The sequence below is a fragment of the Thermogemmata fonticola genome (genome assembly GCF_013694095.1).
In the GTDB taxonomy this organism is placed as follows: Bacteria; Planctomycetota; Planctomycetia; order Gemmatales; family Gemmataceae; genus Thermogemmata; species Thermogemmata fonticola.
Genome location: NZ_JACEFB010000024.1, coordinates 1 through 16,790, shown reverse-complemented (window position 1 = coordinate 16,790; position 16,790 = coordinate 1). Strand labels below are relative to the sequence as shown.

Here is a 16,790-nt window from a genome sequence, read left to right as displayed (position 1 = left end):
TGAGTGCTAATGAATCGGATTTGACAAACGGCGTCTCTCCCGCTTCCTCCGGGGCAGCGGGGGGAGCCAACGGCGGCCAGACGGTGACAGCGAATGGTCATGAGGAAGCAAAAACCGGCCAAAATCCAGGCGATTCTGCGAGTGCGAGCACTTCGAGCCGTCCTTCCACGGCCTCGGCTGCTTCCGCCGCTGGTTCCCCGCCTGCGCCGCCGAAGATGAGCTTGGAGGAGTTTGTCCGTCATTATCCAAAAGATACTTATCTTGATTTGACACCGGATGACGGGAATGGGTCGGCAGGTGCTCCGCCGCATGGGACGGCTTCGTCGAATACTGAGACCGAGGAAAAACCGGGGACTGTCAAGTTCGGTCCTGAAGGGGAGACGGCGGAGGAGCGGGACGAGGACGAGCTGGACAATGGCGACTGGGACGAGGAGGACGGCGAGGGCGGCGATTGGGACGAAGGCTACGGCGAGGATGACGAGGAGGGGCCGGGCGGTCCAGGGAGTGGCGGTGATCCAGGCGGTTCCCCGCGGGGTGGTCGGGGCGGTCCCCGTGGCGGTCGGGGCGGTCCGGGTGCGACGGGTGGCGGCGGTTCTTCTCGCAGTGACAGCGGCCCGTCCAGACGTGGTCAAAAATTCGATCCGTCGCAGTATTTCCGCTTCGGTATCCTGGACATCGGCCCACGGAATGCGGGCGGTTGTGGTGCGGGAAATCGAGCGGTTCCCACAGCGGCGTCGAAGTGTTACACTGATAGAGACCTACCGAGCCGCGGTTCGAGACAATCCCGCCCTGCCGCGGAAGTTCAGGATTCAGGAAAAGCGAAGCGAGGGGACGATCATGAAGCGGATGTGCATGTGCGTGGTGTGCGCGGCGGTTGCAGCGCTGTTGAGCTGGTTCGTGCTGTGCGGGAGCTGGCTCAGCAGTATCTCGGCGCAGGAGAAGGGGGCAAGCGGCCCGAGCTCGGTGAGTTTCATCCGGGATGTGGCGCCGATTTTGAAGGAGAACTGTTTTGCCTGCCACGATGCGAAGAAGAAATCCGGCAAGTACGATATGACGACCTTCGAGAAGCTGATGGCGGGCGGTGTCAATGGGGAGGCCGTGATTCCGGGCAAGCCGGAGGAGAGCGAGTTGTACACGCTGATGGTGAGCCAGGAGGAACGGCGGATGCCGCCGCGGGACAAGGGGGAGGCGGTGCCGGCGAGCAAGGCGGAGGTGGTGAAGCGCTGGATAGCGGAGGGGGCGAAGCTGGACGCGGGGATTGCGCCGGGTGCGGATTTGAGCAAGGAGCTGCGGGTGCGGTGGCAGCCGCCGCGTCCGCCGGAGGCGTATCCGTATCCGGCGTTGGTCAATGCGGTGGCGTTCGCTCCGGATGGGAAGCATTTGGTGACCAGCGGTTATCACGAGCTGTTGGTGTGGGAGTGGGAGAGCGGTCGGCTGGTGCGGCGGCTACGGACGCGTTCGGAGCGGACGTATGGGCTGGTGTTTTTGCCGGATGGCAAGCTGGTGGCAGCGGGGGGCCGGCCGGGACAGGAGGGGGACGTGCGGGCGTACCGTTGGGATGGTCCGGGGATGGAGAAGGGGGGAGTGGTGTATCTGGACGGTGTGGAGGACGGGCGGGTGCTGGTGAAGCATTTGTTCGACACGGAGGATGCGGTGTTGTGCGTGGCGGCGACGGGGGATGGGAAGTGGCTGGCGGCGGGGGGCTGCGACCGAAGCGTGCGGGTGTTCGACCTGTCGCGGGGGGTGGAGCAGGCGGAGCTGGTGCAGACGGTGGAGAACCACGCGGACTGGGTGCTGGGCTGCGCCTTGACTGCGGATGGTCAGTATCTGCTGACGGCCAGTCGGGACAAGACGGCGAAGGTGTGGGACCTCAAGGCGCGGGAGTCGGTGGTGACGTTCCCGGAGCATCAGAACATCGTTTATGGGGTGGCGGTGAAGCCGGACGGCAGCGCGGGGTACTCGGTGGGTGCGGACCGACAGTTGCGGGTGTGGAACCCGAAGGGGGAAGGGAAGCAGGTGAGCAGCAGCGGGGGCCACACGGACGAGGTGTACAAGGTGGCGATCAATGGAGCGGGGACGCATTTGGCGACAGGTGGTGCGGACCGGAGCGTGCGGCTGTGGGACGTCAGCGGGAAGGGGAAGGTGGCCACGGTGCGTCAGTGGGGCGGGCTGAGCGACCACGTGTTTGCGGTGGCGTTTTCGGCGGACGGGCGGCACGTGGCAGCGGGTTGCTACGACGGCACGGTGGCGGTGTGGAAGACGGGGGACGGGTCGCTGGTGCGGCAGTGGAATGCTACGCCGGGGCTGAAGGGAGGGAGCGGGGCGCCGGTGAAGAAGTGACAGCGGCCTGTCCCGGAGAGGGAGCCACGGGCCGGCGCGGGGCTAGCAAGCGGGGCGGCGGCGGGTTAAACTGGAAGGCTGGACGCAGGAGCCAAGGAGCGGAAGGCCATGACAGCCGCCCGGTGTCAGGGACACGAGGAGCTGCCGGTACGCGCCGCCGACGAGGAACCGCCCTCCGCGCTGGGACTGTTTCTGGTCCTGGGGGGATTGGCAGCGGTGCTGATCGTCGAGACGTATGGTCCGGCGCTGTCTCGGCGGCCTGTGGAGAGGGCGGCCCTGCCCGCGCAGCAGGGGCAACTTCAACGAGCGGAGTGGCAGCAGGTGCCGGGCATGACGGCGCGGAAGCTCCAGGAGGTGGCGCAGGGCAGTCATCTGGGGAACGGACCGATGCTGGAAGCGACGGGGGCTTCCGCATCGAGTCTGGAAGCGGGCGGGAGCGAAGCGGGGCCGGCGTACCTTCCCGAAGCTCCGGGGACCTCTGGTCCCCCCGGCGGAGCGCGAGCCGCTCCTGCTCCCACGGCACTGCGGGCTGGGGGGGTGCGCAAGATTCAGCCGGGGGAACCGCCGATCGCCATCAACCGGGCGAGCAACGCGGAGCTGCAACGGCTGCCCAACGTCGGACCAGTGCTGGCTCAGCGGATCATCCTGGCACGTTCGGAGCGTCCCTTCCGCAGTTTGGAGGATTTGCGACGGGTGCCCGGTATCGGTCCGAAGACGCTGGAGAAGCTTCGCCCGTTTGTGACCTTCGACTGAAGAACGGCTCAGGAGCGTTTCTGGCGCTGGGCAATTTCGTCGGCGAACAAGCGGCGGACGGTGCGGCGGGCCAGGCGGTCCACCAGCCCCGGAAAGAAGCGATTGACCAACACCAGAAGCCGGCCGCGCCAGGTCAGAGTGACATCGACCCGTCCTTTCTCCAAGGCCCGCAAGGTGGCCGCTGCCACTTCCTCGCTACTCATGCCGCGGAGGTGATCCAGGGGCAGGCGGGCCTTCTGTTCCAACATGTTCTGCGAGAAGTTGGTGCGGGTCAGGCCGGGACTAATGACGATGACGTCGATGGAATCCTTGATCAGCTCGGCACGCAAGGCTTCGCTGAAACCGGCCACGGCGAACTTGCTGGCCGAGTAGAGGGAACGCGCCGGCAAGGCCCGCTTGCCCAGCACCGAGGAAATGTTGACAATGGCCGGGGTGGTGCCCGCTCGCAAAAGCGGCAGGCAGATGCGGATCATCTCCGCCAGGGCGAAGAAATTGGTTTCAAAGATTTGGCGCAGCACCTGGGGGTCGGAGTCCATGAAGTGGCCGGTGGCTCCAATTCCGGCGTTGTTGATGAGCACATCCAGGCCGCCAAAGTGCTGCTGCACGGCAGTGACAATGGCCTGTCTGTCCTCCGGGCGGGTCACATCGGCGACGCAGGCCACCGCCTCACCGCCAGCGCGGCGCACCTCCTGCACCACTTCTTCCAGCAAGGGGGCCGATCGGGCCACTGCCAGCACGCGCATGCCGCGCCGGGCCGCTTCCACGACCAAAGCCCGCCCGATGCCCTGGGATGCCCCGGTGACGATCGTCCGCAAGCCTGCCAGTTTCCGCCGTGCCATGATGGCCTTCACCCCTCGCAGATGTTTCGGCTCCTCCCGCCTGCCCACCCAGGTTTTACACCCTTCGGTGAAGGAAGCAGGGGACTCGCACGCCGTCGAGTTGATTCTGAACCCGTGTACATATTACAGGAATTCTATCCTATGGCTACGGTTTTGTCCAACGCCACGCTGATCCTGCCGGAGGGTTTGCAGCCGGGTGCGCTCCGCTGGGAAGGCCGCCGGATCGAAGCGGTGGGACAGGTCCCCACGGCGGGAGCCACCGTCGTGGATGTGAGCGGCTGCTACGTCGGGCCGGGATTGATCGACCTGCACGTCCACGGCGGGGATGGGGCCGACTTCATGGATGGCAGCGAGGAGGCATTCCGCACCGTCTGCCGTTGCCATGCCCGCCACGGCACGACCCGGCTCACCCCGACCAGCACCGTCGCCCGCCGCAGCGACTACCGCCGGTTTCTCGAATGCTGTGCCCAGCTCTATGGTAGTGACACCGGAGGAGCACGTCTTGTGGGCGCCCATCTCTACGGCCCCTTTTTCGCCCGTGCGGCGCGCGGTTGCCACCCGGATCGGGAGTTCCTGGCTGCGGAGGACCCCGACACCCGCGCCTTGCTCGATTATCACCGCCGCCTGCCCCTGACGGTGACCATCGCTCCAGAACTGCCGGGTCTCGGCGAAGTGGTCCGGGATTACGCTGCCCGCGGAGTCCGCTTCAACGTGGGCCACAGCCATGCCACCTTCGGCCAGGTTCAGGCGGCTTTGGCCTGGGGCGCCCGCCATGTGGATCATCTCTTCTGTGCCATGTCGGACCGCGCCCGCCTGCGACAGTCGCAAACCTACCCCATGCGCGGCGGGGTGCTGGAAGCCACCCTCTACTTCGACGAGCTGACCACCGAGGTGATCGCGGATGGACGGCATCTGGCACCCGAACTCCTGCAACTGGCTTTCAAGATCAAAGGGCCTCAGCGACTGGCCATTGTCACCGATGCCATGCGGGCGGTGGATCAACCCGATGGCGACTACATCTTCGGCCCAGCCGAGTGCGGGGAACCGGTGCGCAAGGCGGACGGCGTGGGATTGACGCGCGACGGCTCGGCTCTGGCCTCCGGCGTCATGGGACTGGATCACGGCGTGCGCACCCTCCATCAGCAAGCGGGAATCCCGCTCCATCTGGCCATGCAGATGGCTTCGCTGACACCGGCCCGCATCCTGGGACTGGAGCGTGACTACGGCTCGCTTCAGGTCGGAAAAATCGCCGATGTAGTCGTCTGGAACCGCCAATTGCAGGTCGAGCAAGTGTACATCGACGGCCAGCGCGTGTGGTAACATACGGCTCATCCCTGCCTCCGTCCCTGGAACGGCCTCGCTTCCCGGATCAAACTCACTGCTGGGAACGGCCTGACGTTCGGGAACGATCTCACTGCTGGGAACGGCCTCACTGCCTGGAACCATCTCCACCCCGAAAGGAACCTCGGTTCCTGGCGCAACACCTGTGGACTGGGTGGCCGGGCTTCACCGCAGGATGCTGGGGAGGAAGACTCCAAGCTGCTGAAGACGTTTGACAGCCGAGACCTTTTCTATTCAATTATACACTATGAGTAAGAAATGTCCAGCGCGATGACTTGTTCCTGACTCCGTCAGTGTGGACGTTGTCGAACCAACAAGAATTGATCCCAACGCTTGGGGAAGAGGAGGGGCGGGTCAACAAGGAACCCCGGCAGGATTGCCGCCGGGGTTGCGCAAAGGGGGTTGGCTCTTGGCTCCGAGATCGGACTGCCAGGGCGATGTCACAGAGCAGTGCCGGCTCAGGCAGTTGTCAGTCCGAGAGGTTGGCCAGGTAGTCCTCGTAACGCTTGCGCGCCTGGAACTCCTGCGCCATCAACTCCTTCTGCTTCGCCGTCAAACCGTCAATCTCCTTCTCCTGATCGTTGAGCTTCTTCAGATACGTCTTGTACACCTCCGCCTCCGATGGCGTCTCCCGCAGATTCTTGCGAATCCGGTCCTGATCCGCATGGAGCCGCTGCAAGTCCGCTACCACCTGCTGCAACTCCCGCCGCACCGCATCCCACTGACCCTTGAGCGTCAACGCCTCTTGCAGCTTCTGCTTCAGGGTCGGACTCGACTGCGACAGACTGATGAAATAGCGGATCTGATCATCGCTCGAATTCGATAACTGCACCGTTGTGCGGACATCCCGCTCTTCCTTGACCGTGAAGGTCTTTGTCTCGCCGCTCTTGAGCGAGGTCTGGAAGCGGTAGAACTCCGGCGTCTCCTCCACCGGTTTGTCCGTCTCCACCAGCCGGAACTGCTGATTGCTCCGGTTCGGATGCTCGATCAATAGCACCCGGTCCTGCTCGCTCCGGTTGATGATCCGGTAGCGCTTCTCCTCCGTGAACTTCGTCGTGGTGGTGATGATCCCCTTGACCGCCCGTACACTGGTGATCTGTTGTGTACCAGGACCCACCTGCGGATCCACCTCCATCCCCAGATCAATCGCATAGGACAAGAGGCGTTCTTCATTCTTGTTGACATCCAGAATCCGTGTGTCACCGGCATAGGTGCTCCCTTCAAAGACCGTGATCGGTCCTTGATTGAGATACGCCTCGCTGGTATTCTTGAATTTCAGACCACGGAGGGGGTGTGTTTTTTGCACATTTTGGTTGTAGATGGAGACGCGTTGTCCCTGGATGTGTTTGGTGACGATGGGGAACATGCCGCTCTTTTGACGGGCGAGTGTCACCGGGTGCTGGATGATGTACTGGTAGTAGTCGCCGAGGTTGGCGGCGGTGGCGGCGCTGCCGACCGCTCCCGTGGCCAACCGGCGGCCAAGGTCCGCAGCTGTCTCACGCGCGAAGGCTTCGTTCTGCCGCTCCTGCACGCTGCGGCGCAGGGCATCACCGCGATCCATCGCCGGGACCACGGCACCTGGTGCCGGAGGCGCCGCACCCAGTCCTTGGGCAAGCGCACCAGAACGACCTTGCAGTGACGGGGATGCATCCATGTCCGCCTCGGCCAGAGCACCCCTTTGCTTGTCATCTTTGAACCCGCTGCGGTAGGTGACCGGCCGCAGGGAGGAGAACAGCTCCAACCGCTCCGTCGGACGCTCCACATACAGCGGATTGTACAGGTCCATCTTGAACGAAATCGGACGGCCCGACACCAACACCAAACGCACGTTCTCCCAGTCGTCGTCCGTCGGATTCTCCACCAACGCCCACCCTTGCAAATACGGTGGCTCCTTGTCCTCCTTGTCCAGTATCAGCCGATAGCTCGTCTTCCATATCGGCGACTCCATCACGTACCCCACCTGCACCCGACGCTTCCCCTTGCCCGAAAAATACAGCGACACCGCCTTCTTCTGCGTGTCGTGCGACAACGATAGCACCTCCAACGCACGGCGGAACTCGCTCTCGATCAGCGGATTGAGGAACTTCAACTGCTGCAACTCCGTCAGCTTGATCGCTCGCAGACCCTCCGCACACCACAAATTGAGCACCTCCACGTCGATGGTGGTGTTGCCCGCCGGTGCCTTCTGCTTCTCCACCCCCACGATCACCCCCGTCAACTTCCCCGGCTGGTTGACCGCCGTGGGGGCCAGCGTCGCCTCCACCCGCTCCCCTCGCATCTGCGTCAGGATGTTGGCGAAGGTCGGGTTGCCGTTGAGATTGATGGCGAAGCTGGCCAGGGTGCGGGCGATCGGCTCGCGGGAGTCGTAGCTGACCGCGTCGATACGGCCGTTGCCGAAGTCCTCCAGGGTCATGCTTTTGAGCAGGTCGTTGATGTCCTCCTCGCGGAAGGTCAGATCGACCCGGGCATCGTCGCTGACCTCACCGGAACGGGCGAAGTAGCCGACGCCACTGTTGAAGAGGACGACGCGGGTGATGGGGAGTTGGACGGCGGGTTTGAGGTCTTGGGCGGCGGCCGGGGCCGTGGTGGTAGCGGTGAGGCGGTCGAGTCCCGCACCGGAGGCGATCCCCAAGGCGGCGACCCCCGCGGCCAAGGCCCACTTCTTCCAGCGTGTCATGGCAGAAACTCCTGTCGAGAAACCAATCGGGGAGAGGAATGCAGTTCCTCTCGCGTTTTGGGAACATCCGGGAAATACCGGTAACATTAGTTCCGACGAGGGAGGGAAGGGTTGGGATTGGTGTTCCGGTATTTTCGTTACAAATCGGCTGGTGCGGGAGGGACGGAAGGAGGGGGTGTGGCGAGGGAGGCGGTGGGGTGCGGGGCAGCCGAGGCGGTTTGCTGCCAGAGGAGGTCCAGGCGTTGGGCCAGGAGGTCCCAGCTATAGCGCTGGAGGATATGGAGGCGGGCGTGCGCGGCCATGTCCTGGAGCGGGAGGGGCCGGTGGAAGGCGTCGAGGATAGCGGGGACGAAGTCTTCGGGGGTGTCGGCGAGGAGGAGGTGTTCGTTCGGCAGCAGGTCGAGTCCTTCGGCGCCGAGGGGGGTGGTGAGGACGGGAGTTTCGCAGGCGAGGGCTTCGAGGATTTTCAGGCGGGTCCCGCCGCCGACGCGCAGGGGGACCAGCAGGAGGCCGCAGGAGGCGAGGAAAGGGCGGACATCCGGGACATCCGGAACGAGGTGGACGTTGGGGAGGCGGGCGCAGCGTTGGCGGAGCCAGTGCGGGGGCCGGCGTCCGACGATGGAGAGACGGGCGCGGGGCACACGGGCCAGAACGGGGGGAAAGATGCGTTCGAGCAAAAGCTCAACGGCGTCGAGATTGGGCCGCCAATCCAGACTGCCGAGGAAGAGGAGGTGATAGGGGTCGCGGTCCACATCGCGCTGGGGCCGGAAGGTTTCGACATCCACGCCGTTGTCCACGACGGCCACGGGGCGGTCCGCGAACTGCTCCCGGATTAGGCGGGCATCGGTCTCGCTGACGGCAATGGGCAGGGTGGCGTGGGAGTAAGCCCATTGTTCAAAGCGGAAGTATTTGCTGTGCTGCTGGCGGATGTACCAGCGCTTGAGGGGATGGCGTTCGACCGCGGCGAGACGTTGCCAGATGCGTGATTCGACGTTGTGGGCCATGACGGTCCAGCGAAGCTGGCGCAGCTCGGTCCCGAAGGCGGCGCGGAGGATGTGGGCATAGGGCGTCCATTCGCAATGCCAGAGATCGACAGGGTGGCGGAGGGCGAAGCGGCGGACGGCTTCGACATAAGCGGGGGCGGCATGGAGGGCGACGGAGTAGGGGAGCGGGGAAAGGAGGTTACGGGCGAGGCGGGCGTAGAAGGCGGGTCCGGCTTTGGGGGGCAGGGGGCGTTCCAATACGACGGTGCGGATGCCCAGGTCGTGGAAGACCTCCTGGGCGGCGAGGGTTTCGGCGGGGTCAGCGTGGCGGTGGGCAAAGAAGGTGAGGTGATGGCGGCGGGCGAGCCGGCGGAGCAATTCGAAGGTACGGATGCGCTTGCCGGAAGTCGGGGGATAAGGCAGCTCTTCATCGAGGATGGCTACACGGAGGGGAGGCATCGGCGGGGGACTCCTTTCCCAAAAGGCCAATCAGCGGGAAAGCCGCAGCAGGGCCGGCCAGCGGGCCGGGCGCCGGCGGCGGATTTTCGATCGCGAAGATACGGGCGCGGCTGTCGAACCGCTGGCTATCGGACCGCTATGGTAGCGGCGAGCGGGGCCGGCGTGCAACAGCAATTGCCCGCCGGAGCGAAGGGGGGTGCCGAAGTTGGAGGCGGACTGGCATGGCGGCGTCAGTCGAAGCCGTGCTGCTTGCGGTGGTAGGGTCCGTCGAAGTCGATGGTGGATTTGAAGCGTTCGTGGCGTCCATCGCCGGCATGAGGTTTGACTTTGGCGGCGAGGCGTTGCATTTCCTCGGCGGTGAGGGGGCGGAAGTTGCGGGCGACGGCGAGGTTCTTCTGGAGGATGTCCATTGAGGTGATGCCGCTGACGACGGAGGCGACATCCTGGGAGAGGGCATAGCGGAGGCATTCTTCGGGGGTAGCGACACCGGCCGCGACGATTTTGCCCTCGGTGCGTCCGCCGCCCATGGTTTTCATGCCGATGACGCCGATGCCGGCCTTGCGGGCCGCCGGCACCACTTCGTGGACGAAGCTGCGGTAGAAGTGGTCGCAGACATTGATGGGCATCTGCACGGTATCCCAGCGGTGGATGGGGAGCATTTTCAGGTGGATGTGGGGGGATTTGTGGCCGGTGAAGCCGACGAAGCGGACTTTGCCTTCCTTTTGGAGCTGGAGCAATTCGGCCAGGCCGCCCTGTTCGATGACCCATTCGGGGTCGTTGTCCCAGTTGATTTCGTGCATTTGCAGGAGGTCGATGACGTCGGTGCGGAGGCGGCGGAGGGACTGTTCGACCTGCTGGCGGACGCCCTTGGCATCGCGGGCGCAGACTTTGGTCATGAGGAAGCACTGTTTGCGCCATTTGCCCTGATCGGCGGCGAGGGCTTGGCCCATGATTTCTTCGCTGCCGCCGTCGTGGTAATCCCAGCAGTTGTCGAAGAAGTTGATGCCCTGATCGAGGGCGGCGTGCATGATGCGGATGGCTTCTTTTTTGTCGCGGATGTCGCCGATGTGCCAGCCGCCAAGGCAGAGGATGGAGACGCGCACGCCGGTGCGTCCGAGGGGTCGGCGGGGCAGTCCTTCGCCGGGTTGCTGGTCCTGAGCGGCCAGGATCGAACCGGCGCCGAGGGTGGCAGCAGCCGCCGCGGTCAGACTGTCGTGCAGGAATTCACGCCGGGTTTCTTCCGCGAAAGTCATGGTCATGGCCAGGTTCCTCCGCAAGATGGGGAAAGGGAGTCGGGAACGCAGGCCGGCCCGTGGACACGCCGGCCGGCGGAGCGGGCGCCGTTTGCCGCGGGAGTTCCGGAACGGGCGGGGGTTCCGGAGCGGGTACTGGACGGTCCGGATGTATTTTACTTATCCGCCGGGGCTTTGCCGACGGCCCGGATCAATTCGCGGAGGTGGTCCAGGGCGGCACGGAGTTGCTTGTCTTTTTCGGGATTGACGCGCGGCGGAGTTTTGCCCGGCGGCGGAATGATGTGGAGGTCCTGGACATATTCGTACCAGTCATTGAGTTCGTCGCCGGAAAGTTTGACTTCAAACCCCTCGTCGGGAGTGACGCCCCAGTCTTTGATGGCCGGGTCCTGTTCGGTGGCGAGTTTGTCGATGTTGCGCCCGCTGGGAGGATAGTAGCGAGCGATGGTGTATTTGAGTTCGCCGCCGGTGGGCCGGAAGGGGACCACGTCCTGCACGCTCCCCTTGCCGTAGGTGCGTTCGCCGATGATGGTGGCGCGACCGTGATCCTGGAGGCAGGCGGCGACAATCTCGCTGGCGCTGGCACTGTTGCGGTTGACCAGCACGACGATGGGGAAGCTCTTGTCCCCTTCGCTGCGCCCCCGGTATTCCCGCACGCGCCCCACACGCGGACGGACGGTGACGATCGTCTCCTTGCCGACAAACAGATCGCAGATGTTGACCGCGGAGGAGAGATAGCCGCCGGGGTTGTCCCGCAGGTCCAGGATCAGGCCGTTGAGGCCTTGCTTCTTCAGAGCGGCGATGGCCTTTTTCAGATCGCTGAAGGTGCCGAACTCTTCCACGCCGTCGTCATCCAAATCGACGGAGATGAACTGGCTGAGATGGATGTAGGCGATCTTGTAGCGTTCATCGAGGTAGAAGGTCCAGTTGGCGTGGCCGTCGCGCTGGACGCCGTGAACGGTTTCCACCAGGACGAAGTTGCGGTTGATACGGAATTCGAGGGGTTTGTCATGCCCTTCGCGCTGGACGACGAGGGTGACAGGGGTGCCCGGAGCGCCGAGGATGAGGTTGACCGCCTCTTCGGTTTTCATTCCCTTGGTGGAGAAGACGCGCGGGGCGTCGGGCTGGAGGGGTTTGCCGGTCTTGTCCACTTCCAGGCGGATTTCGGTGATGAGGTCCCCGGCCTGGATGCCGGCCTTGTGAGCGGGGCTGTCTTTGATGGGTGTGGCAACGAGGAGGCCGTCGCGGACGGCATCGCGGCGGATTTGGATGCCGACGCCGGGGAAGCGTCCGCGGAGCTGGCTCTGGAGGCGCAGCACGCTTTCGCGGTCGGTGTAGCTGGTGTAGCGGTCGTTGAGGCTGGCGCAAGCCATGACCAGGGACAGGTCCACGGCCTTGTCGCCGTCGAGGTCCTCGCGCCGGCCGAGGCGCAAGCGGGCCTCGGTGAGCAGCTCCAAGCGGCGTTCGCGGCTCAGCTCTTTGGGGTTTTTCAGGGCTTCGTCCAGATCGGCGGGCAGGGTTTCTTCCGCCCGGGCATACAGGCCGCGGATGGCAGCGGCAGTCAGCTCGCCCGGCGAGACCGGCTTGATGTAGCGCCCGCTGATTTCCTGGACAAAAGCGCTCACCTTGTTGGCGTAGCGTTCGGCTTCCTCGCGGGGCAGGACCAGAGAGGCCTTGAGCGACTGGCGGATCAGATCGACTTCATCCCAGCGGGCTTTGCCGTCGGCCAGGTTCTGGTACGCCTTGCGCAGCTCCTGCTGCCATTTGAGACGGGGCATGCGGAAGAGGAGGAAGCGGCCCTCGGCAGCAGCGGCAGCGGGAACGTCCCCCTTACGGGCCGAAGCCTCCAGCGCCTCCAGACGCTTCTGCACCGCCTCCTGCACCGGGGCGTGGAAACTGACCCAGTAGTGGCTGCTCTGATGCCCCAGTATGTAAGGTTGCAGCTCCTTTTCCTTATTCGTCTTGCCGATGACGCGGGCCGCGTTGGGAATCTCCTTTTCCAGATAGGCGGCCAGCTCCTGAATGGTGACCAGCCCGTCCGGTTCGTACCCCTGATGATAGGGTTTCTCGTCAGCTTTGCCGCTCAAGCCGGCGGCGAGCACCTGGTAAAACAAACCGTGGTTCCCCTGGCTGAGCGGCTCGCGGAACGGCAGGTTGCCGAAAATGAGGGTCCGCTCCACCGGCAGAGAATTGTCCTCCCGCTCGACATCCTCGAAGACCAGCTTGAGGTAGTCGCTCACGTTCGGCTCGACGACCTTCTCCCCGCCGGTCTCAAACCCGCGGTAGGACACATCCATGAGCACCAGCAGTTTCTGGCCTTTGAGTTTCTTGAAAGCCGGTTCCAGATCGACAACGGTCAGAGCGGTTTTGGCCCGGTCTTTCCAGCGGGTGTCAGCGGTGAAGAAGCAGGGTTTGTCCCCCACGGCCGCGCCGCGCCCAAAGAAGGCCAGAATGAGCAGGTCGCCGGACGCGGTGGCTTGCAGCCCTTTGTCCACCGCCTGGACGATCCGGTCCCGCGTGGCCTCTGGAGCAGTCAGCAGCACCGCCCGTTCCGGAGGAATCCCCAGCACCTTCGGATCGCGCAGCAGGGCATGCAAAGCCCGGGCATCCGCCTCCGCCGTCGGACGGGGATGAATCGCCGGATCGCTGAACGTCCCCACGCCGATAGCAATCAAGTACGGCTTGCCAGGACCGCGGGGATCGTCCGGCACAATCGCCGCCTGAACACCGCCCGTGCCCCACACCAATCCCAGCAGCCATACCACCACAATCCGAGCCACCCACCGACTCCTGGCTACCATGGCGAACTGTCCCTCTCGCAATGCCTAGAAGATGCGCCCCCTTGAGCCGACAGGCGATACTCCGCCCGCCCGAGGCGCTGAACCCTCAGACCCAATGTCCCCTGGAAAACAGCCTTTCCGGGGGAAACCCTGAATGCCATCCCCTCCTGGGGGAAACCCTGGCTGTCATCCTTCCCTTGGAAAGTCCTCAATGGTGCCAACTCCCCTGGGGAAACCCCTGGAACGGCATCGCCGCAGCAAACCCCGTTGGACGGCATCGCCGCGGCAAACCGCTGAAGGCATCACTCCATTGTGAAGAGGCAGGGTTCACTCCGTCAACCGCATTATACTTTTCCTCCCTCCCCTGGCGAACACCCCCCTTTCTTCCTCGCTTCTTTCCTTACCTCACTTAATCACTCTCCGTAATCTCCTTTTTACCCCTCTTCTCCACCTACCACGACGCCTTTCTCCTCTCTTTTATCGCCTGCCGGTCCCTGGAGCTTAGCCGTCGCAAGGCCGCCGATCGGCTCCTCACGCTGTTGGGCGACAGGGGGGCCGCCGCTGGTGGTGGAGGGTCTGAAGCACTGACAGTGTTCGGTCCAAGCTGATCTTGGCGCCCATGACGTGCCCCGCTGAGTATCGCCTGGCCTGAGCTACTGACAGTCACAAGTCAAGGCTGATCTCTGCGATTATGGTGGGTGCCGCTGAGCGAGGTGGACGACACCGGCGCGTGGGAGGTGGTCTACAACCTCCGCGTCGCAGACTACCGTACCTACTTCGTCGGCGACGACACCTGGTCCTTCGCCGCCTGGGCACATAATGCGTACACCATCAAGAGGAATGGTGCCGCTGCGCCCGCAGGGGTAAGCATCGCTTGGAGTAATGCGGACGAGAAGGACATCGGACAACAGTATCAAGCCCAGAATCGCAGCTTGAGACCTACCTCACAACGCGTCAACGATACGACCCTCGAGATGTGTTTGAATAAGGACGCTGGATGTGCCCTCGTGTTCACTCCCTCCAGCGGAAGTACAATCATCACTCATGGCTTCGCTAACGAAGGGTTAATGAATTACAGCCTAAGTCCCAGGTATAACAAGGCCTTCTACGAACAACTTGTAAACAAACTGAAAGCGAGACTCGCAGATACCCCAGATGCCCGCGAGCAAGCGCTCATTCAGGAACTGATCGCCGCCCTCCCTCGGAGCCTAGGGAACTGGATCAGGTATGATGCCACACCACATGCTGAGGCGAAGGCGTTCTGCCGCCTGCTCGATCTGCTTCTGCTCGAAGATTCAGGCCTCCTGCCGCTCTGGAGCGGGAAACTTACATTTGTGGTTGACGGGGTATTCAACAGCAGCCCCCACTACGGCGGGCCGTGCCCTGCTTGCACTCTCCGCCTTCTCAGCTTGAAGCAACTGCTGGGAAGCCAGGCTGCTATCCAAGTCATCTACAATCAGGACTTCAAATGTCCGCAGTGGATCACGCTCCAATTTACTGGGTAACTGTTTCCTAGGTATACGGCCAGAAAAATAGAGAGGGAGAGTAATCATGCTATACCAGGGCATTCGGAAACGGCAGACCCTCTCCTGCCCCATCATGCACCTGTACCGGCTCAGCAACCGAACTGGGCTTTTCCTCACGGAGGATAAAACGATCTATGAGTTTGAGGCGAGCGGCACAATCCGTCCACTCGCTGAAAAACCAGAGTTAGCTACCCCAGCCTTTCAGGAGGTTTTACGCCCGCGTGGAAAGCTGAGCGACTCTCGCCGTCTGGCGGTGGCGAAGGATGGTTCCCGCCTGTTCATCGCCGATGGTCAATGGAGCCGCAGCGATGGGAAGTATGGAAGCAACTTCTTGGAGGTGTGCCTCCTTGACCTGTCCGGCGGCGAACCACCCCTCACACACCGTATTCCTGAGACCTCCAGTTCTCCACTGAGCAACGATCCTTTCTTCTTCCTGGAGGACGAACGAATCGGAGTACCACTGGGAGGATTGTGCGTTAACCTGAATGCACACGATCTTACCCCCTATCCACCCTTCAACTTCACTGACGAAGATACTGACCCCCCTATAATCATAGGATGCCTTAGCCCCCACCCCAGCGGACGCGAGTTCTCCATCGGCCTGGGCGAGGTGGGGCGCGGTGTGTACCGTCGACTCGCCATTACTCCAAGGGGCGAACATCTCACTGCCGACTTGCTGGACGAAGTCCTTTTCGCGGAAAAGGCTGACCTGTGGGCTACCATGGCTTCTCCATCAGGCAGCTACGCCTTCGTTTTCCTCCTGCGGCATGAAATGGGAATGGTACTGCCGCATGGACGGACGGAGGACGTGATGGCAGACCTCGGAAAAGTAGTCCGGATTAGGGATGGCCGCACAGAATCACTGACCGTGCGTGGTCAACTGGGAATCGACTTTATCATACAGAGCGCCCCGGTTCTGCCTCCCAAACCCGAACTATACCAAATCTGCCCCAAAGGTCCACACACCGGAAACTGGTACCCGGCCCTGTGTCCTGTGAATGACGACCTCATCTTGTACTCAACGCCGGGCGGGACATTGCTTGAGGTTGATTTTGCCCATCGACAGGTTCGAGAATTGGTTTGTGTTGGCTTCTCAGTCCGAGTGATCCAATTTCTCAGCCCCTCTGGTCCCTTGGCTGTTGCGGGAGAGGAAGGACAATTCTGGTTGCTCGACGTGGAACTGTGACAGTCCTGACTTCGTCCAAAACAACCGATCCGCCACCAACTGAAGTGGTGGATCCGCTAGGGCGGACCGACGGTTGTATCGATTGCAAAGACGATGCAGTGGCGGCGCGGTTGGGAGCCGAAGCGGAGGCGCAGGTGGCGGTCGCCTGGAAGCCGGTCGCAGCCACCTGCCGTCGCACGGGGCGTATCCTGCACCTCCACTTCCCCAACGGCGAACTGATCCGCACCACCCCGGAACACCCCTTCTACGTGGAAGGCAAAGGCTGGACCCCCGCGGGCCGTCTCAGAAACTGAAATCTCAGGAATCGGAGTCCCCTTAGATCGACCGACCTGCTTCCCTCCGAGCCTAGGGGCAAGAGAAAGAGATAGGGTGTAACAAGTGTCGCTTGAGCACCGGCATCCTCCGCCAGCGCTCAGCTTGGTGGTTTGAGTGGGTGCAACCAAATCCTCTGGGGGTTCCTTGCCGGGCAGCTCTGGTAGTCTGGGGAAACACCTCGCGGGTTCAGCCCCCACCCCCAGAGAATCTGGTTACACCCCAGGCGGAGGGTGCAACCAAATTCTCTGGGAGTTCCCTGCCGGGCAGCTCTGCTAGTCTGGGGAAACACCTCGCGGGTTCAGCCCCCACCCCCAGAGAATCTGGTTACACCCCAGGCGGAG

General features: G+C 63.2%; 11 protein-coding genes. 6 read left to right on the top strand and 5 right to left on the bottom strand.

The window, feature by feature from the left end:
• The first annotated feature begins 474 nt into the window (after nucleotides 1-474).
• Entirely contained in the window at nucleotides 475-2,340 is a 1,866-nt protein-coding gene (locus H0921_RS17435) for a c-type cytochrome domain-containing protein (RefSeq protein WP_228500090.1), read from the top strand.
• Between the two features lie 108 nt (nucleotides 2,341-2,448).
• Entirely contained in the window at nucleotides 2,449-3,093 is a 645-nt protein-coding gene (locus H0921_RS18080; protein ID WP_228500087.1) for a ComEA family DNA-binding protein, read from the top strand.
• Nucleotides 3,094-3,101: 8 nt separating this feature from the next.
• Here the strand turns inward: H0921_RS18080 and H0921_RS17425 are convergent, their stop codons facing one another.
• On the bottom strand, nucleotides 3,102-3,932 hold the full coding sequence (locus H0921_RS17425) for an SDR family NAD(P)-dependent oxidoreductase (protein WP_194539808.1): 831 nt from the start codon (nucleotides 3,930-3,932) through the stop codon (nucleotides 3,102-3,104).
• Between the two features lie 141 nt (nucleotides 3,933-4,073).
• Here H0921_RS17425 and H0921_RS17420 point away from each other — a divergent pair, with 141 nt between their 5' ends.
• Nucleotides 4,074-5,252, top strand: coding sequence for an N-acetylglucosamine-6-phosphate deacetylase (locus H0921_RS17420; protein WP_194539807.1), 1,179 nt, complete (start codon nucleotides 4,074-4,076; stop codon nucleotides 5,250-5,252).
• A 490-nt stretch (nucleotides 5,253-5,742) separates the two neighbouring features.
• Here the strand turns inward: H0921_RS17420 and H0921_RS17415 are convergent, their stop codons facing one another.
• The 4 genes from H0921_RS17415 to H0921_RS18385 form a co-directional block, all read right to left on the bottom strand.
• Nucleotides 5,743-7,950: a DUF4139 domain-containing protein gene (locus H0921_RS17415; RefSeq protein ID WP_194539806.1), complete on the bottom strand. Its 2,208-nt coding sequence runs from the start codon at nucleotides 7,948-7,950 to the stop codon at nucleotides 5,743-5,745.
• A 137-nt stretch (nucleotides 7,951-8,087) separates the two neighbouring features.
• On the bottom strand, nucleotides 8,088-9,392 hold the full coding sequence (locus H0921_RS17410; RefSeq protein WP_194539805.1) for a glycosyltransferase family 4 protein: 1,305 nt from the start codon (nucleotides 9,390-9,392) through the stop codon (nucleotides 8,088-8,090).
• Between the two features lie 230 nt (nucleotides 9,393-9,622).
• Complete coding sequence (locus tag H0921_RS17405) at nucleotides 9,623-10,651, bottom strand: aldo/keto reductase (protein WP_228500084.1); 1,029 nt, start codon at nucleotides 10,649-10,651, stop codon at nucleotides 9,623-9,625.
• Between the two features lie 149 nt (nucleotides 10,652-10,800).
• Nucleotides 10,801-13,422 (bottom strand): S41 family peptidase, encoded by a 2,622-nt coding sequence (locus H0921_RS18385; protein WP_194539804.1) that lies wholly within the window; start codon nucleotides 13,420-13,422, stop codon nucleotides 10,801-10,803.
• 698 nt (nucleotides 13,423-14,120) lie between these two features.
• Between H0921_RS18385 and H0921_RS17395 the strand changes: the two genes are divergently transcribed.
• From H0921_RS17395 to H0921_RS17385, 3 genes are read left to right on the top strand one after another with little or no spacing between them, the layout of a single operon-like run.
• A complete protein-coding gene (locus tag H0921_RS17395; protein WP_194539803.1) occupies nucleotides 14,121-14,927 on the top strand; it encodes a hypothetical protein in 807 nt (268 codons plus the stop codon).
• A 46-nt stretch (nucleotides 14,928-14,973) separates the two neighbouring features.
• A complete protein-coding gene (locus H0921_RS17390; protein WP_194539802.1) occupies nucleotides 14,974-16,134 on the top strand; it encodes a hypothetical protein in 1,161 nt (386 codons plus the stop codon).
• Nucleotides 16,131-16,427 carry a hypothetical protein gene (locus H0921_RS17385; RefSeq protein WP_194539801.1) on the top strand — a complete coding sequence of 99 codons (297 nt, stop codon included), beginning with the start codon at nucleotides 16,131-16,133 and terminating at the stop codon, nucleotides 16,425-16,427. Before H0921_RS17390 ends, H0921_RS17385 begins: the two co-directional genes overlap by 4 nt.
• Nucleotides 16,428-16,790 lie beyond the last annotated feature (363 nt).